At 69.2% G+C, this 19,897-nt stretch carries 15 protein-coding genes; 5 read left to right on the top strand and 10 right to left on the bottom strand.

Features of this window, described 5'->3' with window-relative positions:
• Window positions 1–130: 130 nt before the first annotated feature.
• From FPZ11_RS18640 to FPZ11_RS18630, 3 genes are all read right to left on the bottom strand, one after another.
• Window positions 131–442 (bottom strand): thiamine-binding protein, encoded by a 312-nt coding sequence (locus FPZ11_RS18640; RefSeq protein ID WP_146322500.1) that lies wholly within the window; start codon window positions 440–442, stop codon window positions 131–133.
• Between the two features lie 38 nt (window positions 443–480).
• Window positions 481–1,923, bottom strand: coding sequence for a glycosyltransferase 87 family protein (locus tag FPZ11_RS18635; RefSeq protein WP_146322499.1), 1,443 nt, complete (start codon window positions 1,921–1,923; stop codon window positions 481–483).
• A gap of 112 nt (window positions 1,924–2,035) precedes the next feature.
• Window positions 2,036–2,935 (bottom strand): ADP-dependent NAD(P)H-hydrate dehydratase, encoded by a 900-nt coding sequence (locus tag FPZ11_RS18630; RefSeq protein WP_146322498.1) that lies wholly within the window; start codon window positions 2,933–2,935, stop codon window positions 2,036–2,038.
• A 122-nt stretch (window positions 2,936–3,057) separates the two neighbouring features.
• Between FPZ11_RS18630 and FPZ11_RS18625 the strand changes: the two genes are divergently transcribed.
• The 3 genes from FPZ11_RS18625 (at window position 3,058) to FPZ11_RS18615 (ending at window position 6,222) form a co-directional block, all read left to right on the top strand.
• Complete coding sequence (locus tag FPZ11_RS18625) at window positions 3,058–3,675, top strand: HAD family hydrolase (RefSeq protein WP_146322497.1); 618 nt, start codon at window positions 3,058–3,060, stop codon at window positions 3,673–3,675.
• A 78-nt stretch (window positions 3,676–3,753) separates the two neighbouring features.
• Window positions 3,754–4,845 carry an NADH:flavin oxidoreductase/NADH oxidase gene (locus FPZ11_RS18620; protein WP_146322496.1) on the top strand — a complete coding sequence of 364 codons (1,092 nt, stop codon included), beginning with the start codon at window positions 3,754–3,756 and terminating at the stop codon, window positions 4,843–4,845.
• Window positions 4,846–5,043: 198 nt separating this feature from the next.
• Window positions 5,044–6,222, top strand: coding sequence for an MFS transporter (locus FPZ11_RS18615; protein ID WP_146322495.1), 1,179 nt, complete (start codon window positions 5,044–5,046; stop codon window positions 6,220–6,222).
• Here the strand turns inward: FPZ11_RS18615 and FPZ11_RS20385 are convergent.
• The 3 genes from FPZ11_RS20385 to FPZ11_RS18600 form a co-directional block, all read right to left on the bottom strand.
• Complete coding sequence (locus FPZ11_RS20385) at window positions 6,111–6,461, bottom strand: helix-turn-helix transcriptional regulator (protein ID WP_367889450.1); 351 nt, start codon at window positions 6,459–6,461, stop codon at window positions 6,111–6,113. The genes FPZ11_RS18615 and FPZ11_RS20385 overlap by 112 nt on opposite strands.
• A gap of 567 nt (window positions 6,462–7,028) precedes the next feature.
• Complete coding sequence (locus FPZ11_RS18605) at window positions 7,029–8,066, bottom strand: hemolysin family protein (protein WP_146322493.1); 1,038 nt, start codon at window positions 8,064–8,066, stop codon at window positions 7,029–7,031.
• Window positions 8,059–9,405: a hemolysin family protein gene (locus tag FPZ11_RS18600; RefSeq protein ID WP_146322492.1), complete on the bottom strand. Its 1,347-nt coding sequence runs from the start codon at window positions 9,403–9,405 to the stop codon at window positions 8,059–8,061. Before FPZ11_RS18600 ends, FPZ11_RS18605 begins: the two co-directional genes overlap by 8 nt.
• 275 nt (window positions 9,406–9,680) lie before the next feature.
• Between FPZ11_RS18600 and pepN the strand changes: the two genes are divergently transcribed.
• On the top strand, window positions 9,681–12,212 hold the full coding sequence (gene pepN, locus FPZ11_RS18595; RefSeq protein ID WP_146322491.1) for an aminopeptidase N: 2,532 nt from the start codon (window positions 9,681–9,683) through the stop codon (window positions 12,210–12,212).
• A 25-nt stretch (window positions 12,213–12,237) separates the two neighbouring features.
• Here pepN and FPZ11_RS18590 read toward each other — a convergent pair whose 3' ends face one another.
• From FPZ11_RS18590 to guaB1, 4 genes are all read right to left on the bottom strand, one after another.
• Window positions 12,238–12,840, bottom strand: a complete 603-nt coding sequence (locus FPZ11_RS18590) for a TetR/AcrR family transcriptional regulator (protein ID WP_146322490.1) — start codon at window positions 12,838–12,840, stop codon at window positions 12,238–12,240.
• A gap of 116 nt (window positions 12,841–12,956) precedes the next feature.
• The gene (locus FPZ11_RS18585; RefSeq protein ID WP_246846409.1) at window positions 12,957–13,433 is read right to left on the bottom strand and encodes a nuclear transport factor 2 family protein; all 477 of its coding nucleotides are present in this window, start codon (window positions 13,431–13,433) and stop codon (window positions 12,957–12,959) included.
• Window positions 13,430–14,221 carry an SDR family NAD(P)-dependent oxidoreductase gene (locus FPZ11_RS18580; RefSeq protein ID WP_210415919.1) on the bottom strand — a complete coding sequence of 264 codons (792 nt, stop codon included), beginning with the start codon at window positions 14,219–14,221 and terminating at the stop codon, window positions 13,430–13,432. Before FPZ11_RS18580 ends, FPZ11_RS18585 begins: the two co-directional genes overlap by 4 nt.
• Before the next feature lie 76 nt (window positions 14,222–14,297).
• Entirely contained in the window at window positions 14,298–15,737 is a 1,440-nt protein-coding gene (guaB1, locus tag FPZ11_RS18575; RefSeq protein ID WP_146322489.1) for a GMP reductase, read from the bottom strand.
• Window positions 15,738–15,992: 255 nt separating this feature from the next.
• Here guaB1 and FPZ11_RS18570 point away from each other — a divergent pair, with 255 nt between their 5' ends.
• On the top strand, window positions 15,993–19,880 hold the full coding sequence (locus tag FPZ11_RS18570; protein WP_146322488.1) for a multifunctional oxoglutarate decarboxylase/oxoglutarate dehydrogenase thiamine pyrophosphate-binding subunit/dihydrolipoyllysine-residue succinyltransferase subunit: 3,888 nt from the start codon (window positions 15,993–15,995) through the stop codon (window positions 19,878–19,880).
• The last annotated feature ends 17 nt before the right edge of the window (window positions 19,881–19,897 follow it).

Below are 19,897 nucleotides of genomic sequence, written 5' to 3'. Positions count from 1 at the left end.
ACAGATTCGAATCGATTCGATATCGTGTCGATGACGCAACCGAAGGGTGGCGGATTTCCTGGCCGATGCGTGCCGTGAGCAAGCGCGCGGCACGCACGTCCCGCGGCCCTGTCCGTCGCGTGGGAGCGTGCTACTCGCCGAGCTCGTCGAGCGCGGCATCCAGTCGCTCGATCTTGCCGGTGAGCTCTCCCGTGTAGCCGGGACGGATGTCGGCCTTGAGCACGAGCGAGACGCGGGAACCGAACTGGCCGACGGCATCCGTTGCCCGCTTGACGACGTCGAAGACCTCGTCCCACTCTCCCTCGACGGTGGTGAACATCGAGTCGGTGTGATTCGGCAGGCCGGATTCGCGCACGATGCGCACGGCGGCCGCGACCGCGTCGTGCACGGAGCCGTCTGCGCGGCCGGTGCCGCTGGGAGCGACGGAGAAGGCGACGAGCATGGTGGTGTCCTTTACGTTCTGTGGCCGCTGCCAGGCTCTCACACCTGGTTCGGGAACAGTTCGTCGACTGTCGGCTCGACGCGGTCCGCCGCCCGGTTGCCTCTCTCGAGGGATGCCCCGCCCTCCGACTCGCCCTCGCCCGCGTCGTCCCGCGGCCAGGTGGTCGAGCCCGCCGTCGTCCGCGGTCCGGTGGCGGCCGCGCGCTTCGCGCGCGTGCCGGTGCGCCAGAGCGCGACGACGGCCCAGCCCAGCACGACGAAGAGCATGACGTTGCGCGCGGTGACGGCCGCGAGCATCCACGCATTGAGATTCAGCAGCTCCATGTACAGGTACGGATAGAAGAGCTGCGTCAGTCCCGCGGTGACAGCCACGAGCACCGCGGGGGTGAGGAACCGGCGCCCGGACATCAGCAGACCGATGATCACGGGCGCAGCCAGCCAGTCGATGTACTGCGGCGAGCCCACTTTGTTGAACGCGATCAGCGCGGTGACGATGGCGAGCATCAGCTGCGGCAGCACGAGCGCGCTCGGTGCGCGGCGCAGCACGGCGCGCAGCCCGATCAGCGTGACCGCCGCCACGGCGATCGCGAGCGCCGGAGTCATCATGGCGCTCACCGCCGCGATGTTGCGCCCCATCACCTGGAATGTCAGCAGGTGCTGGTCGTAGTACAGGAAGCTGCCCTGCACGTGCAGGGCAGCGGCCCACATCCACGGCATGCTGATCGGCGCCTCGATCTGCAGACCTCGGCCGGTCTGCTGACCGACGAAGCTGAAGACGTCGTCGAGGCCGCCGAAGGCGATCGCGACGATCGTGATGACGGCGCTCGTCACGAGCACGTAGCCGAGCACCAGCCAGCGCCTGCGCACCGCCACGATGATCGCGAGGATCACGCCGGCGGGCCACACCTTGATCCAGGTCGCCACCGCGAGCAGCACGGATGCCAGTTGCGGCCTGGCCGCGAGCCACACCAGCGCGATGATCACGATCGCCACCGACACGGCGTCGAGCCGCCCGACGGCGATCGGGCCGAGCAGCAGCAGAAATGCCAGCCACCACCAGGCCGCGGCGACCGACCGCCTGCGCCGCCTGCGGATGAGCACGGCGAAGGCCGCCACGTCGAACAGCGTCACCATGGCGAGCCACGCCATGACGTAACCGCCGCTGCCTGCGAGCATCGGAATCAGGATGGGCACCATGGCCACCGCCGGATACACCCACGGCGACGTGACGCCCATGAACGTGTAGCCGTGCTCGGCGAGCTGCGCCCAGGGCAGGTAGACCAGTGTGACGTCGCCCAACGGCATCCCGCTGCCGAGCAGGGCCGTCAGCCACAGCACGACGTGCACCAGCAGGAACGCTCCCCAGAGCGCGTACGGGTCGCGGGCGAGCGCGTTCAGTCGGGCGCGTCGGTCACCGGATCTCGACGGCTCGGCGGCCGCGCCTCCGGTGGCCGTCGCGGTCGTCGGGGTGTCGGTGGCCATAGACGACCATGTTATCGGCCGCGAGACGCCGATTCTCGCCGCTCACGGCCCCGCGAGCCGGTCATTCCGGCGACCATGCGAGGGGATGTTCGTGCCGGCACCCCCTGACACGTCACGCCGCCGACAACACGTCTCCGACCACCGTCGCGACGTGCTCCGCCACGTCGAGTGCCGCGATGGGGCCACCCGCACGCGCCGCAGACGCCCTCGCTCCCGCGGCTCCGTGCAACGCTGCCGCCGTCGCCGCCAGGGCAGCGAGCGCATCGTGGCCCTCCGCGGCGATCCGGTCCGCATGCGTGGCCAGCAGGGCACCGAGGATGCCGCCCAGCGCGTCCCCGCTCCCCGCCGTCGCCAGCCAGCCGGCATCGGGCCCCGTGCACACGTCGATCACCTCGCCGCCCGGGGCGCACACGTGCGTCACGTGTCCCTTGAGCAGCACCGTGGCGCCCGTGGCATCCGCCGCGCGGCGGGCCCAGCCGCGCGCATCCGCCGCGATCTTCTCCGCAGAGGGTGCGCCTGCGCCGCCTCCCGAAGCGCGCGCGGCGTCTCCGGCGAGAACGCGGGCGAGCTCGCGGTAGTGCGGCGTGATGACGACCGGCGCGTGCTCTTCCGCGATCAGGTCGAGTGCGCCGGCGTCGACGACGCACGGCACGCCGTCGGCGAGCGCGGCGCGCAGGCGGGCGGCGTTCGCAGGGTCGCGGTGGGCGGCATCCATTCCGGAGCCGATCAGCCATGCCTGCACCCGACCGACCGCCGTCACCGTCTCGGGACGGCGCTCGAGCACGAGGCGCGACGGCACATCGTCGCCCACGTAGCGCACCATGCCGACGCCGGTGCGCGTGGCCGCTTCGACGCCGAGCACCGCGGCACCCGGGTATTCGTCGGAGCCCGTGACGACCCCGAGCACGCCGCGCGAATATTTGTCGTCGCCTGCGCCGGGCACGGCGATCCACTCGCCGCAGTCGGAGAGCGTCCATTCCCGTGACTGGCGTTGAGCCGGCTCGTGCGTCATGCCTTCACGATAGGTTGGCAAACGCCGCAACGCCCAGCCCTTGCCACGCCGACGGCCTTCGCGCCGCGCCGCGCAGTGCTCGGGCCGGTGCGTGCGGCTCGCACTCGACGAAAGGGCCGCGCATGCCGATCTCTCTGCCCGACCGCGTGGTGGTGTTCGACTACGGCGAGGTCATCTCGCTCACACCCAGCGAATTCGACAGGCAGGCGCTCCTCGACGTCGCAGGGGTGGAACCCGATGCGTTCTGGGCGTCGTACTGGAGCCACCGCGGCGAGCTCGATCTGGGAACGCTGAGCATCCACGACTACTGGCGACGCATCGAGGCCGACACGCAGGCCGACTGGTCGGAGAGCACGCTGCACCTGCTCTGGGTCACCGACTTCCGCGGCTGGCTCAGCGTCGACACCGGCACGATCGACGTCCTCGTCGATCTGCGCGACGGCGGCACCCGTCTGGCGCTGCTGTCCAATGCCGGCGCCGACTTCGGCAGCTACTTCAGGCAGGGTCTCATCGGTTCGCTGTTCGAGCGCGTCTTCGTCTCCGGCGAGCTGTTGCTGGCCAAGCCCGACACGGCGATCTTCCAGCACGCCATCGATGAACTGGGCGTGGATGCCGCGCACACGGTCTTCATCGACAACCGCGCGGACAACGTGGCGGGCGCCGAGTCGCTCGGCATCACCGGGCACGTGTTCACGGGCGCCGCACCGCTGCGCGCGTTCCTGGAGTCGCTCGCCCGCTGAGGCGCCACGGATGGTCGCTCAGCCGCTGCGGCCACGCACTACATCCGATCACCGCATTCGATCACCGCAAGGAGCACCGTGTCGCACCTCTTCGACCCGCTCGACATCAGGGGCACTCGGCTGCGCAACCGCATCTTCACGGCGCCGATGTGCCAGTACTCCGTGATGACACGCGATGGCGTGCCCACGCCGTGGCACCTGATGCACCTCGGGTCGATCGCCGCGGGCGGGTCGTCGCTCGTGATCGCCGAGGCGACCGCGGTCACCCCTGGCGGTCGCATCTCCGACCGCGACACCGGCATCTGGAACGACGATCAGGTGGATGCCTGGCGCCCGATCGCCCGCTTCATCGCGGAGCAGGGAGCCGTGCCCGGCATCCAGCTCGCACATGCCGGCCGCAAGGCGTCGACGTGGTCGCCGTGGGGCGAGGACGGCCGAAGCGGCTCGATCCCCGCGGACTCCGGCGGCTGGACCGCGCTGGCACCGTCGCCGATCGCCTTCCACGGTCTCGCCGTACCCGAGGAACTCGACCTCGAAGGCATCGATCGTGTCGTCGACGCGTTCACTGCCGCAGCCCGGCGCTCGGTCAAAGCGGGCTTCGGCATGGTGGAGATCCATGCCGCGCACGGCTACCTGCTGCACGAGTTCCTCTCCCCCGCGAGCAACGTGCGAGTGGATGCCTACGGCGGCAGCCTGGAGAACCGCGCTCGCCTGCTGCTGCGCGTGGTGGCCTCCGTGCGAGAGGCCATCGGCGACCTGCCGTTGTTCGTGCGCTTCTCCGCCAGCGAGTGGGTGCCCACCGGATGGGACGTTGACGAGTGCGCCACGGTGGCGCAGTGGTGTGCGGATGCCGGTGCCGATTTCTTCGACATCTCCTCCGGCGGCAACGTGCCCGCCGACATCCCGGTCGGGCCCGGCTACCAGGTGCCGTTCGCCGCGCGCATCCGGGAGCTGACCGGACTGCCCGTGTCGGCCGTCGGCATCATCACCGAGCCCGCGCAGGCGGCCGAGGTCGTCGCGTCGGGCCAGGCGGACGCGGTCTCGCTGGCCCGCGAACTGCTGCGCGACCCGCACTTCCCGCTGCGTGCCGCGCACGAGCTCGGTGTCGAGGTCGACTATTGGCCCGGTCAGTACCTGCGCGCGACGTGGCGGACTCCCCCGGTGCCGTAAGCAGTTCTCGTCTGGTGCCGGCCCTGGGCGTACCCGGTGGCGAGCCAAGAAGCAGTGGCAGCTCACCGAGGACCTCGTTCCAGCGGGGTGTCTCGGCCTTGCACGTCACTGCGTCGCTCTTCGAACGAAGGTCAATCGATCAAGACGAGCGGTGATGCGGTCAACCGCCCGCGTTCGAGAACCGGAAGCGTGGTCCACATGACGACATTGCGCGACCACCGCTCCGCCACACGATCGGGTTGGAAACCGGTCATAGCCTTGAGTCTCGGCATCGCGACGGTCGTCGCGAGCGAATTCTTGCCGGCGAGCGTGCTCCCCGATCTCTCCAGGGGTCTCGGCATCTCGGAAGGAATGGCCGGTCTGGCCGTTGCTGCGACTGCCGTCGCCGGAGCGGTGACGGCGCCGAGCATCGCGCTCGTCCTCCCTCGCACGGACCGGCGAAGGGTCTTGACCCTTCTTCTGCTCATCGCAACGGCGTCGAACATCGTCGTGGCCATCGCTCCCGACTTCGCGCTTCTGCTGACGGCACGCGTGCTGCTCGGGATCGCGCTGGCCGGCTACTGGTCGTTCGCGTTCCCGGCGGGCGTGCGAGCGATGCCAGGACGCGATCACGTCGTCTCCACCGCGCTGGCCTTCGGGGTCTCCGTTGCCACCGTCGTCGGCGTGCCTGTCGCCTCGCTGGTGAGCGGCGCGCTCGGCTGGCGCACGACATTCGCGGCGGCAGCCGTGCTGTGCGCACTCGCCGCCTTGTCACTGGTCCTCACGCTGCCGTCAGTGCCGGCACATCCGTCTGCCGGCTCGGCGATGCTCGGACGAGCCGTCCGCACTCCTCGGCTGGTGCTCGGATCCGTCTTGGTCGCCCTCTCCGTGCTGGGCAACTTCGTCGCCTATCCGTACATCCGAGTCGCTGTGGCGGGCATCGCACCGAACGCCGCGGGGTGGCTGCTGCTGTGCTGGGGTCTCGGAGCCATGCTCGGCAATCTGCTCGCGGGGCGCATGGCGGGGCGGCTGCGGATGCTCGTGGCCTCCGCGCCGCTCCTGCTCGCGGTCGGACTCGTGCTCACCGCGACGGCTCAGTCTCTTCCCCTGCTCGTCGTCGCGGTCGTGATCTGGGGCGTGGCCTTCAATGCGCTGCCTGTGGCAACGCAGCTGTGGATGGCCCGCGCTGAGCCAGAGCTCGCTGAGTCCGCACTCTCGCTTCAGGTGATGGCGTTCCAGCTGGCGATCACCATCGGGGCCGTCATCGGCGGAGTGCTTCTCGACAGTTACGGAGTGAGCACGGCATTGATCGTCGGTGCCGTGGTCGCGATCGCCGCGAGTGCCGGCTTCGCTGCCCTACCGGCGCCTTCGTCTCCACTGGCCCGCACGCGGAGCTGACTCTCGCGCCACTGCTGCGGCGGCAAACCGTGCTGCGCGACGAACGCTCGGACGAATGCCGCCGCCGAGCCATATCCCACCCGTGATGCGATCGACTCGACCCGAAGGGTTCCGTCGCGCAGCAAGCCACGCGCTCGGTCCATCCGGATCTGTCTCAGCACCTCCATCGGTCCGAGACCGAACGATCGCCGGAACCGCTCCCCCAGAGCTGAGCGCGACAGATGAACGAGCTCGGCCATCCGCTCCACACTCCAGGTCTCCTCCGGGTGCACTGTCAACGCCGAGACGATGGCATCGACCACGGGGTCGGTCTCCTCCGGCCTGCCGCTGTCCTCGTGCCATGAAGCGGTCATCGCCGCCGCGATCAGGTTTCCATAGCTCTCGGTGAAGTGCGCAGTCCCCGTCCCCGGCCCCTGCTGCGGGCAACTGCCCACCAACGCTGTCAAACCCGGGTGCCGGGCCGCGAAGTGACGAACGATCAGAGGACTGGGCACACCGCTTCTGCCCGAAGCGTGCAGGTCGGCAACGACGACGACGGAGTCGACGGCGGCGACGAGCCGATAAGAAGTGCTTGCATCCAGAAGCACGGCATCCGCGGCACCGATCCGGTTCCGTGATCCGAGCATCGAAAGCAGCAGCTCACCGGTTTCCACGTACACCCATCGAGGTCCCGACAGCTCGACGAGAGCCTCCTCGGTGCTCAGACACACACGATTCAACCGCGACATCAACCACGACATGCTTGCTACAGCACGACTCGCGGACGCGCTATTCCGCGGAGCTCGCTCAGGACGCAGCGTTCCCGCTCACGCCCGCCGCGTCGCGTCCTGCACTTCACCGACCAGCTCCTCGATGATGTCCTCGAGGAACACGACGCCGAGGGTCTCGTCCCCGGGGCCGACCGCGCGCCCGACGTGTCCGGCGGCACGGCGCATCATCGCGAGGGCGTCCTCGATGTCGGTCTCGGGCTGCAGCAGCACGAACGGGCGGATGCGCGCCGCAGGCACGGGCTCGTCGTATCCGTCGCCCTCCAGGTCGAGCACGTCTTTGAGGTGCACGTAGCCGACGGGCTCGCCGGCCGCGTCCACGATCACGTAGCGGGAGAACCCGTGTTTCGCGACGGCGCGTTCCACGTCGGACGGGGTCGCCGTCTCGGGGAGGCAGACGAGCGTCTCGAGGCCGAGCGTGACATCCCGAACCTTCTTCGCGGAGAACTCGAACGCATTGCTCAGCGTGCCCGTGCGGTCGGTGAGCACTCCCTCGCGCGTGGACTGGTCGACGATCGTCGCGACCTCGTCGAGCGTGAACGTGCTGACGGCTTCGTTGACCGGCTTCACGCCGAAGAGTCGCACGATGCCGTTCGAGGTGGCGTTGAGCGCCACGACGATGGGCTTGAACACGCGGGCGATGCCCACCAGCGGCGGCGCGAGCAGGATGGCGGCACGATCGGGCACCGAGAACGACAGGTTCTTCGGCACCATCTCGCCGAACACGACGTGCAAGAACGTGACGAGCACGAGGGCCACGGCGAACGCGATGCCGCCGATCCACTCCTCGGACAGCCCGGTGAGGCTCAACGGCAGCTCGATCAGGTGATGGATCGCCGGCTCCGACACGTTGAGGATGAGCAGCGAGCACACCGTGATGCCGAGCTGCGTCGTCGCGAGCATCAGCGTCGCGTGCTCCATCGCCCAGAGCGCGGTGCGCGCGGAACGACTGCCGCTCTCGGCCTTCGGCTCGATCTGAGAACGCCTTGCCGACATCACGGCGAACTCGGCGCCGACGAAGAACGCGTTGCCCGCCAGCAGCACCACCAGCAGCAGGATGCCCACCCAGTCAGCCATCGTCACGCACCTTTCGCGCTCCGGCGTCTGCTTCGTCGTCGCCCGCTTCCGGGTCGGGCGTGAAGCGCAGCAGGTCGACCCGCCGGCCGTCGAGCCGCTCGACGGTGAGGGTGCCTCCCGCGACGCGCACGGAATCCCCCACGACCGGCAGCCTGTCGAGCTCGTTCATCACGAACCCCGCGACCGTCTCGTACGGCCCGTCGTCGGGAATGCGGATGCCGGTGCGTTCCTCGAGCTCGTCGGGGCGCAGCATGCCGGAGATGCCGATCGATCCGACCCCGCGCACGATGTCGGCTCGCGTGGTGTCGTGCTCGTCGGAGACGTCTCCGACGAGCTCCTCCACGAGGTCCTCGAGCGTCGCGACACCCGCGGTGCCGCCGTACTCGTCGACCACGATCGCCATCTGGTAGCCCTTGCCGCGCAGTTCGCCGAGCAGGGTGTCGAGCGTCATCGTCTCCGGCACGCGCACGGCATCCGTCTGCAGCGCGGATGCCGGCACCAGCTCCCTGCGCTCCGGCGGCACCGCGACGGCCTGCTTCACGTGCACCACGCCGACCACATCGTCGATGTCGTCGTCGATCACGGGAAACCGCGAGAAGCCGGTGCTCTTGGCCAGCTCGAGCACCGTCGTCGCCGGGTCGGAGCGGTGCACGCTGGCCACCCTGGGCCGCGGCGTCATCACATCGGATGCCGTGTGCTCCGAGAACCGCAGCGTGCGGCCGAGCAGCGTGGCCGTGTCCGACTCCAGCACACCCGCGCTCGCGGAGCGGCGCACCAGTGATGCCAGCTCCTCGGCGCTGCGCGCTCCGGAGAGCTCCTCTTTGGGCTCGACGCCGAGCATCCTCAGCACGCCGTTCGCGCTCGCGTTGAGCACCCACACCACGGGGCGGAACACCGCGGTGAAGGCGGTCTGGAACGGCAGCACCAGTTTGGCGGTGGCGCGGGGCAGCGCCAGCGCGAAGCCCTTGGGCACGAGCTCGCCGATCACCATCGACACGAGCGTGGCGAGCGCGATGCCGACGATCGTGCCGATCGGGCCGACCGCTCCTGCTGGCAGACCGAGAGAGGTCAACGGCTCGGCGAGCAGCGACGAGATCGCCGGCTCGAGCAGGTAACCGGTGAGCAGCGTGGTCAGGGTGATGCCGAGCTGCGCGCTGCTCAGATGGGTCGAGGTGATCTTGAGCGCGGCGATCGTGATGCCGAGGCGTGTCTCGCCCCGCTCCCGACGCGCCTCGAGATCGGCTCGGTCGAGATTGACGAGCGCGAACTCGCTGGCGACGAAGAGCCCGGTGCCGACCGTGAGCACGAGGCCGGCGGCGAGCATGATCCACTCGGACATGGCGGTCAGCTCATCCGCTGGGAGCCGACGCACGGCCGCGGAAGGCGCGAAGAACTGGGCGAACTGTCAGAAGGAGGGTCGTCCATTGTGCGCTCGATTATACCGAGCGAGGGTGCGCGAACCCTGGGCCGCGCCGCGGTTCCAACCCGCTTCGGTGGCCGCGCGCACGCCGTGCAGGATATGCCGCATGCCGAGCACATATCCGACTCCGTCGACCGTATGTCCTGCGTCGTGCGTGCAGTCCGGGCCGCGAAGCCGCGTGAAACGATGAAGACATGAGCTCCGCCAACCTCTCCCGTGCCGAGACCGCCGACCGCTCCCGTGACTTCGCCGTTCGATCGGTGCGCGTGGAGCTCGACCTGACCGGAGCCGAGGATGCCGCGACTCTCACCTTCCCGACCTCCACGACGTTCGAACTCGACGCGCGCGCCGACGCGACCTGGCTCGACTTCCTCGGCGCATCGGTCGAGTCCGTCGCCGTCGACGGCCGCGACGTGCCCGTGCGGTACGACGGGGCGCGCATCCTGCTCGACGGTCTGATCGGGGGCGAGCGCGAGACATCCAGAATCGTGACTGTCACGGCCACCGCGCTCTACAGTCGCTCCGGCGAGGGCCTGCACCGTTTCGTCGACCCGGTCGACGGCGAGACCTATCTCTACACGCACGACGAGCCGGCGGATGCCCGGCGCGTCTTCGCCTGCTTCGAGCAGCCCGACCTGAAGGCGCCCTACTCCTTCGTGGTTCACGCCCCTGCAGGCTGGACGGTGCTCTCGAACGCCGAGCCCGAGTCAAGCGACGAACACGATGGATGCCAGACCGTCACCTTCTCCCCCACCCTCCCGTTGCCGAGCTACATCACCGCCGTCATCGCCGGTCCCTATCACGGGGTGCGCGGCGAATGGAGCCGCGGAGAGCAGGCGGTTCCGCTGGGCGTGTATTGCAGGGCGTCCCTCGCCCAGCACCTGGACGCGGGCGAGATCATCGACGTCACGCGCCGCGGGCTCGACTTCTTCACCGACGCGTTCGAGTACCCGTATCCGTGGGGTGGATACGACCAGGTGTTCGTGCCCGAATACAACATCGGCGCCATGGAGAACCCGGGTTGCGTCACCTTCACCGAGCGCTACATCTTTCGCGGCGCCTCCACCGATGCAGAGCACGAGGGTCGGGCGAACACGATCCTGCACGAGATGGCGCACATGTGGTTCGGCGACCTGGTGACCATGAAATGGTGGGACGATCTGTGGCTCAAGGAGTCGTTCGCCGACTACATGGGTGCGCTCGCGACCACCGAAGCGACCGGCTGGAGTGATGCCTGGGTCACTTTCGCGAACCGGCGCAAGGCGTGGGCGTACCTGCAGGACCAGCTGCCGACGACGCATCCGATCGCGGCCGACATCGTCGACCTCGAGGCCGCGAAGCTGGCGTTCGACGGCATCACCTACGCCAAGGGGGCCGCCGTGCTGAAGCAGCTCGTGGCGTACGTCGGTCGAGACGCCTTCTTCGAAGGCGCTAGGCGCTACTTCCGCGAGCACGCCTTCGGCAACACGACGCTCGACGATCTGCTCGCAGCACTCGAGGATGCCTCAGGCCGCGACCTGCACGCCTGGTCACGCGCGTGGCTGCAGACGACGGGCGTGACGACGCTCACCCTGGAGCCCGTCGCCGGTGCCGCGGGAGAGCTCGCGATCGTGCCGTCGGACGACCGCCCGCACCGCCTCGCGGTCGGATGGTACGACGAGGATGCCACCGGTCGCCTGACGCTCACCCGCAGGCAGGAGTTCGACATCGCAGGCTCACCTGTGCCGATCGGCCGACTCGACGCGGCTTTCGTGCTGCTCAACGACGGCGACCTCACCTACGCCAAGGTGCGCCTCGACGAGACGTCGCTGAAGGCCGTCGAGGCCGGACTCTCCCGCGTCATCGACCCGCTCGCCCGCGGCCAGCTCTGGTCGGCGCTCTGGAACGCCGTGCGCGACGGCGAGCTGCCCGCGAGCCGGTTCGTCGACGTCGTCTGCTCGCACGCTCCCGCCGAGAAAAACACCGGCCTGCTCGCGAGCGTGCTCGGCAATGCGCAGACCACCGTCGAGCACTACGCGCCGGTGGATGCCCGCCCCGGCGAGCGGCGCCGCTGGCTCGACACGACGTGGTCGACCATGCTCGCTGCGCCCGCCGACGGCGGCGTCGCGCTGGCGTGGGCGCGCGCCGTCGCGTCGGCCGCGGAATACGACGATGGCCGAGCGAACGAACTCCGCGCCCTGCTCGCCGGCAGCGCCGAGCCCCCCGCCGGCCTCGCACTCGATCCCGATCTGCGCTGGAGGCTGCTCACCGCGCTCTCGGCAACGGGGCATGCCGCCGCCGATGAGCTGACCGGCGAGCTCGAACGCGACGACACGGCATCCGGGCGCACCGCCCTCATCGAGGCGCTCGCCGCGCGACCCGACCCCGAGGTGAAGGCGACGGCCTGGCACTCCGCCCTGACCGACCTCACGCTGACGAACGATCACCTCGACGCCACGATCGCCGGGTTCACCGCCGGCGCTCGACGCGACCTCACCGCACCGTTCGACGGCGACTACTTCGGAGCGCTGCGCGAGGTCTGGCAGTCGCGCAGCATCGAGATCGCCGAGCGCATCGTCATCGGACTGTTCCCGCTCGCGGACTCGACAGATGCGGTCGACGACTGGCTGCGCGAGAACGCTGACGCGCCGGGTGCCTTGCTCCGGCTCATGCTCGAGCGTCGCGACCAGCTCGCCCGCGACCTGCGCGTGCGAGCCGCGAACGAACAAGGGTCAGCCGCGCGCTGAGCCGGCGCGACATGACGGCCCGCGCTCAAGCCGCACGTGACGACGACGTGTCACGCAGGTGCGCGAGCAAGAAGTCGAGCATCACCTCGAGATGATCGGTGCTGCCGGTCGTGCGCAACACCGTGACCCCGCCCTGAATGCCCGCGATGAACGCCGCCGCGGTGCGATCGGCATCGAGCGCCTGCGAGACGGCGCCGCCCTCCTGCATGCGCCGGATGCCGCGGCGCACGTGCGCCTGCCAGTTCTCGAGCAGCGCCGTGGCCACCTCGGCGGCCCCGTCCACGCTGCCCACCTGATCCATCAGCGACGCGAGCGGGCACTGTGCACCCTGCGCCCGGTAGCGCGCGAGGAGCGCCGTGCGCCAGTTCGACCATGAGTCCCATGAGTCGAGTTCGTCGAGGTAGGGGCGCTGATCGTCGAGCACGCGCTCGGCCTCGAGCCGGGCGACGGCGAGGAGCAGCTCGGCCTTGCCCCCAGGAAAGTAGTGGAAGAGCTGCCCCTTGCTGGTGTGCGAGGCGGCGAGCACGTCGTCGAGCGTGACAGCACCGGCGGTCTCACTGCGCAGGTAGCCGGCTGTCGCATCGAGAATGCGCGCGCGAGTCGCCTCGCCCTTGGCCGTCAGCTTCACGTGCGGCAGGATAGCAGCAGAATGGACTTGGCGGTCCATTCCGCTGCTGGCACGCGGAGGGAGACGGCGCCCGGTGCCTGCAGGCGCGTGGTGGGTCACCGGGCGCCCGACCGAACTCACATCAGCGTCCGCGCGTACTCCGGGTTCGTGTAGTCGCGCCACTCGATGATGCGACCGTGCTGCACCCGGTACACGGCCATGTTGCGGATGGGCGCCACCGGCCGGCCCGGCAACCCAAGACCGTGCACCTGCTCCTCGATCACCAAGTCGCCGTTCGTGGCACGGTTCAACGTTCTGAACTCCACCGCGGCCATCGACGCGAAGACGCCGGCCCAGATCGCGAGCACGGCATCCCGGCCGTGCACCGGCGCGTCGCCGTAGGCCTGGAACTCGATGTCCTCGTGCAGATAGGGCGCGAGCCGGGCGGCCTCCCTCGTGCCGAACGCGGCCACGAATCCGGTCACCACCTGACTCGGCGTGGTCGCGCCGTCTCGTGCGTCCTCGACGGCCGTCGTCTCATCCATGTTCGTTCGTCCCTTCGTCTCGTCTTCTTCGTGTTCGCCTTGCGACCCCGCCATCGCGCTCGTCGTCATGCCGCCTCCTCCGCGACCACGGCGACCCCGATGCGGCCTCCGTCGACATCGAGCACGGTGCCGTGCACGAACGCCGCGTCGTCGGAAGCGAGATACAGGGCTGCCGCGGCGATGGCATCCGGGTGCCCCGCTCGGCCCGCAGGTGTTCCGACCATGAAGGCCTCTCCCGGGTACTCCTCGTCCGAAGCCAGATCGGGCGTGCGGATCACTCCGGGAGCGACGGCGTTCACGCGAATGCCCGCATCGGCGAACTCCGACGACCACGCACGGGTCAGCGTCTCGAGCGCGCCCTTCGTCGAGCTGTAGAGGGTGCCGACCGACAGACCCTGCCGCGCGACCCAGCTGCCGAGATTGACGATGACACCGCCACCCGCGGCCGCCATCATCGGGGCGATCGCCTGGGTGAGAAAGAAGGGTGCCTTCACGTTGACCGCATACACGCGGTCGAACGTCTCCTCGTCGGTCGTCGACGTGTCGGAGGCCGGGAAGATGCCGGCGTTGTTCACGAGCACATCGATACGCCCGCCGAGCAGCCTCCGTGCCGCCTCCGCGAGCGCACGGCTCGCCGCTGCGCTCCCGTCGAGGTCGGCGCGCACGAAGTCCGCGCGACCTCCGTCGCGACGGATCGCTGCCACGACGGCTTCGCCGCGCTCGACGTCGCGTCCCGAGACGACCACGTGTGCTCCGGACGCGGCGAACCGCGTCGCAATCGCTCGTCCGATGTTGCTGGTCGAGCCCGTGACGAGCGCTGTCTTTCCGTGCAGTCTTTCGTTCAGTCGTTGTGTCATGCAGAGCACGGTACGAGCGTGATTTTGGACTAGCAAGTCCACAATGAGATTCGACGCGCGCCGCCAGCAGGCCGTCTCACCAGCTGACCGGCAGCGCCTTGCCCTCCTCGTAACCCGCCGCCGACTGGATGCCCACCAGCGCCCGGTCGTGGAATTCCGCCAGCGTGCGTGCGCCCGCATACGTGAACGAGCTGCGCAGGCCCGTCGTGATCATGTCGAGCAGGTCTTCCACCGACGGGCGCAGCGGGTCGAGGTAGATGCGCGAACTCGAGATGCCCTCGGCGAACAGCTGCTTGCGGGCGCGGTCGTAGGCATCCAGGCGCTCGAAGCGCTGCTGCACCGCCTTCGTCGACGCCATGCCCCAGCTCTCCTTGTAGAGCGCGCCCGCCTCGTCGGCCTGAAGCCGTCCGGGAGCCTCGACGGTTCCCGCGAACCACGACCCGATCATCACGGATGCCCCGCCAGCGGCGATCGCGAGCGCCACGTCGCGCGGGTACCGCACGCCGCCGTCCGCCCACACGTGCGCGCCGAGCTCGCGCGCCGTCTCGCTGGTCTCCAGCACGGCCGAGAACTGCGGGCGGCCGACGGCCGTCATCATGCGCGTCGTGCACATGGCTCCAGGGCCGACGCCGACCTTGAGGATGTCCGCCCCCGCCGCTACCAAGTCGCGCACCGCCTGCTCGGTCACCACGTTGCCCGCGACGATCGGCACCCCGAGGCCGAGCGCGGCCACGGTGTGGATGGCACGCCGCATGCCGTCCTGGTCGCCGTGCGCGGTGTCGAGCACGAGCACGTCGACCCCTGTCGCCACGAGCGCCTTCGCTCGCCCGGCCACGTCGCCGTTGATCCCGATGGCGGCCGCGACGCGCAGCCTGCCGTGCGTGTCGAGCGCCGGCGTGTAGATGGTGGAGCGCAGAGCGCTGGTGCGGCTGACCGTGCCGACGACGCGTCCGTGGTCGAGCACGGGTGCGAAGTCGAGGCCCGCCGCGTCGAGCAGATCGAACGCGGCACGGGCATCCGGGACGTCCTCGTCATCGATGGAGGGAAGAGATCCGTGCAGAAGCTCGCCCAGCCGCGCCTCGGGGAGCGCCGCGGCGAGATCGGTGGCCGCGAGGCATCCCGCATAGGCGCCCTTCGCGTCGTGCAGCACGATGCCCTGCCCCGGCATCGGCGGAACGAGCTCGAGCGCGTCGGCGACGGTCTCGTCGGTGCTCATCGCGAACGGCGAGTCGAAGAGCACGGGCTGCGCCTTCACCCACTCGATCGCCGCCTCGAGGTCTTGGGGATGCATGTCCTGCGGCAGCACGCCCAGACCGCCGCGCCTCGCGAGCGTGGCCGCGAGCCTGGGCCCCGTGACCGAGTTCATGTTCGAGGCGACGATGGGAATCGTTGCTCCCGTGCCGTCCCCGGGTGCGAGAGACACGTCGAGCCGGCTCGCCACATTCGACCTGCTGGGCACCAGGAACACGTCGGAGTACGTCAGATCGTGCGTTGGCGCCGTTCCATAGAACCGCATACGACCACGCTAGGGCGTGGCGAGCCGCACCGCACCCGTCCTGCGGCCCAGATCGTCCCGACCCCGGCTCGGAGCCGCTAGTACGGATCGTGACCCGACTGTGACCGCGCGTGTGCGCACCTCGGTGACGCCTGGCAACGGCGTTCAGTCGATTCGATTAGGCTTTCTCCCTGGCCGGAACGGCCGGGCAGAGGGCCCGCGGTGCCACCGTTTCCGGCGTTGAAACCAATCAACGAAGAGAGTGGGCGAACGGCTGTGTCGAGCCAGTTGACCGGTGTAGGAACAGACGACAGCGCGTCGGGAGAATTCGGAGCCAACGAGTGGCTCGTCGACGAGTTGTACGAGCAGTACATCGTCGACAAGAACTCCGTCGACAAGTCGTGGTGGCCCATTCTCGAGACGTACACGCCGGGCAAGGCGACGACGCCGGCCACGGTGCCCGCCGAGGGCTCTGCAGTGTCCGCACCGCCGGAGCAGCAGCCGTCGGTTCCGGCCCAGAACGAGGCTCCGGCCGCGACACAGGCCGAGCCCGCTCCCGCCGCAGCCGCGCAGGCGCCCGCTGCACCGGCGGCATCCGCACCGCCCGCCGCCCCCGTGCAGGATGCCGGCCCCACCCCGACGACGCCCATTCCGGTCGTGGAGGCCCCCGCCACCCAGCCCGTAGCCCGCACCACCTCGGTCGCTCCGCGCCCCGCACCGGTTCCCGCCGATGCTCCTGTGACCTCACCGCAGTCCGTGGTGCGCACCGGTGACGAGGCCGAAGAGGAGCGTCAGCCGGTCGTCACCCCGCTGCGCGGCATGGCGAAGACCCTCGCCAGCAACATGGACACCAGCCTCACGGTGCCCACCGCGACGAGCGTGCGCACCATCCCCGCGAAGCTGATGATCGACAACCGCATCGTCATCAACAACCACATGGCACGCACCCGCGGCGGCAAGGTGAGCTTCACGCACCTCATCGGCTGGGCGCTCATCCAGGCGCTCAAGGAGTTCCCGAGCCAGAACGTCTTCTACGACGTGGTCGACGGCAAGCCGTCGGTCGTCTCCCCCGCGCACGTGGGTCTCGGCATCGCCATCGACCTGCCGAAGCCCGACGGCTCCCGTGCCCTGATGGTGCCGGCGATCAAGCGTGCCGAGTCGCTCACGTTCGGCGAGTATCTCAGCGCGTACGAAGACCTCGTCAAGCGGGCCCGCGCCAACAAGCTCACCGCCGACGACTTCAGCGGCGCGAGCATCTCGCTCACCAACCCGGGCGGCATCGGCACCGTGCATTCGGTGCCGCGCCTCATGAAGGGCCAGGGCTGCATCATCGGCGCGGGTGCCCTCGAGTACCCCGCCGAGTTCCAGGGCTCGAGCCTCAAGACGCTCACCACGCTCGGCATCGGCAAGACCATCACGCTCACCAGCACCTACGATCACCGCGTCATCCAGGGTGCGGGCTCCGGCGAGTTCCTCAAGGTCGTGCACGAGCTGCTCATCGGCAAGCGCGACTTCTACGAGGACATCTTCGCCGCGCTGCGCATCCCGTACGACCCGATCCACTGGGCCGAGGACATCAGCGTCGACCTGGCCAGCTCGGTCGACAAGACGGCGCGAGTGCAGGAGCTCATCAACGCGTTCCGCGTGCGCGGCCACCTGATGGCCGACATCGACCCGCTGGAGTACAAGCAGCGCACGCACCCCGATCTCGACATCGCCACCCACGGGCTCACGTTCTGGGACCTCGACCGTCAGTTCGTCACGGGCCGGTTCGGCGGCGACAAGCGCACGATGCTGCTGCGCGACATCCTCGGCGTGCTCCGCGACTCGTACTGCCGCACGGTGGGCATCGAGTACATGCACATCCAGGACCCTGCACAGCGCAAATGGATCCAGGACCACGTCGAGGTGCCCTACGAGAAGCCGACGCACGATGAGCAGCTGCGCATCCTCGGCAAGCTCAACGAGGCAGAGGCGTTCGAGACGTTCCTGCAGACCAAGTACGTGGGTCAGAAGCGCTTCAGCCTCGAGGGCGGCGAGTCGACGATCGCCCTGCTCGACTCGATCCTGCAGGAGGCCGCGCAGGACGGCCTCGACGAGGTGGCCATCGGCATGGCCCACCGCGGTCGTCTCAATGTGCTGACCAACATCGCCGGCAAGACCTACGGCCAGATCTTCCGCGAGTTCGAGGGCACGCAAGACCCGCGCACGGTCGGCGGATCGGGCGACGTCAAGTACCACCTCGGCACGGAGGGCACCTTCACGGGCGCCAACGGCGAGGAGATCGCCGTGTACCTCGCGGCGAACCCGTCGCACCTCGAGGTCGTCGACGGCGTGCTCGAGGGCATCGCCCGCGCCAAGCAGGACAGGCGACCGGCCGGCACGTTCCTCACGCTGCCCATCCTCATCCACGGCGACGCGGCGATGGCAGGCCAGGGCATCGTGGTCGAGACCATGCAGATGTCGCAGCTGCGCGCGTACCGCACAGGCGGCACGGTGCACGTCAACATCAACAACCAGGTCGGCTTCACGACGCCGCCGAGCGAGGGCCGCACCTCGGTCTACGCCACCGACGTGGCCAAGACCATCCAGGCGCCCATCTTCCACGTGAACGGCGATGACCCGGAGGCCGTCGTGCGCGTCGCCGAGCTCGCGTACAAGTTCCGCCAGGAGTTCAAGAAAGACGTCGTCATCGACCTCATCTGCTACCGCCGCCGCGGGCACAACGAGGGCGACGACCCATCGATGACCCAGCCGCTGATGTACAACCTCATCGAGGCCAAGCGTTCGGTGCGTCGTCTCTACACCGAGGCTCTCGTCGGCCGCGGCGACATCTCCGAGGAGGAGTACGAGCAGGCGCACAAGGACTTCCAGGAGCGGCTCGAGCACGCGTTCGCCGAGACGCACGCGGCACAGACCGGATCCATCCCCGTCGTCTCCGGTGACCCCGACGCCATCAACGATCTGGAGCGTCCCGACGCTCAGCAGGATGCCGCGACCGGCGAACTCGAGACGACCGGCGTTTCCGACGCCGCCATCGAGGTCATCGGGCAGGCGTTCGACAACAAGCCCGCCGGCTTCACCGTGCACCCGAAGCTGCAGCAGCTGCTCACCAAGCGCGTCGAGATGACCAAGAGCGGCAACATCGACTGGGCGATGGGCGAACTGCTCGCGCTCGGCTCACTGCTGCTGGAGGGCACTCCGGTGCGCCTCGTCGGGCAGGACTCGCGCCGCGGCACGTTCGTGCAGCGCCAGGCCGTGCTGCACGACAGGGTGAACGGCCAGGAGTGGCTGCCGCTGGCCAACCTGAGCGACAACCAGGCGCGGTTCTGGATCTACGACTCGCTGCTCAGCGAGTACGCGGCGATGGGCTTCGAGTACGGCTATTCCGTGGAGCGTCCGGATGCCCTCGTGCTCTGGGAGGCGCAGTTCGGCGACTTCGGCAACGGCGCCCAGACCGTGATCGACGAGTTCGTCTCCTCCGCCGAGCAGAAGTGGGGTCAGCGTTCCTCGCTGGTGCTGCTGCTCCCGCACGGCTACGAGGGTCAGGGACCCGACCACTCCTCCGCGCGCATCGAGCGCTATCTGCAGTTGTGCGCGGAGAACAACATGACGGTGGCACGGCCCTCCACTCCGGCGTCGTACTTCCACCTGCTGCGCAGGCAGGCGTATGCGCGTCCGCGCAAGCCGCTCGTCGTCTTCACGCCGAAGGCGATGCTGCGACTGCGTGGGGCGACGAGCGAGGTCGCCGACTTCACGACCGGGGCGTTCCAGCCGGTCATCGACGATCAGCGCGGCCTCGACAAGAACGCCGTGAAGCGCGTGCTCGTCATGTCGGGCAAGGTCTACTACGACGCCAAGGCGGAGCTCGACAAGAACCCGAACGACCAGATCGCACTGGTTCGCGCGGAGCAGTTCTACCCGTTCCCGGCGAACGAGTTGACGTCCGTGCTCGGCTCCTACCCGAACGCCGAGGTCTTCTGGCTGCAGGATGAGCCCGAGAACCAGGGCGCGTGGATCTTCATGGCGCTCGAGGCGGCCAAGGCCGGACTCCCGCCGTTCGGCGTGTTCTCGCGCGCGGCGTCCGCTTCACCCGCGACGGGTTCGGCGAAGCGTCACGCCCAGGAGCAGACCGACCTCATCAAGCGGGCCGTCACGCTGTAGCCCAGACGCCGAGAAGG

Source organism: Humibacter ginsenosidimutans (assembly GCF_007859675.1).
GTDB lineage: Bacteria > Actinomycetota > Actinomycetes > Actinomycetales > Microbacteriaceae > Humibacter > Humibacter ginsenosidimutans.
Note: the sequence above shows the minus strand (reverse complement) of the source record. Positions and strands in the feature narration are given on the sequence as shown.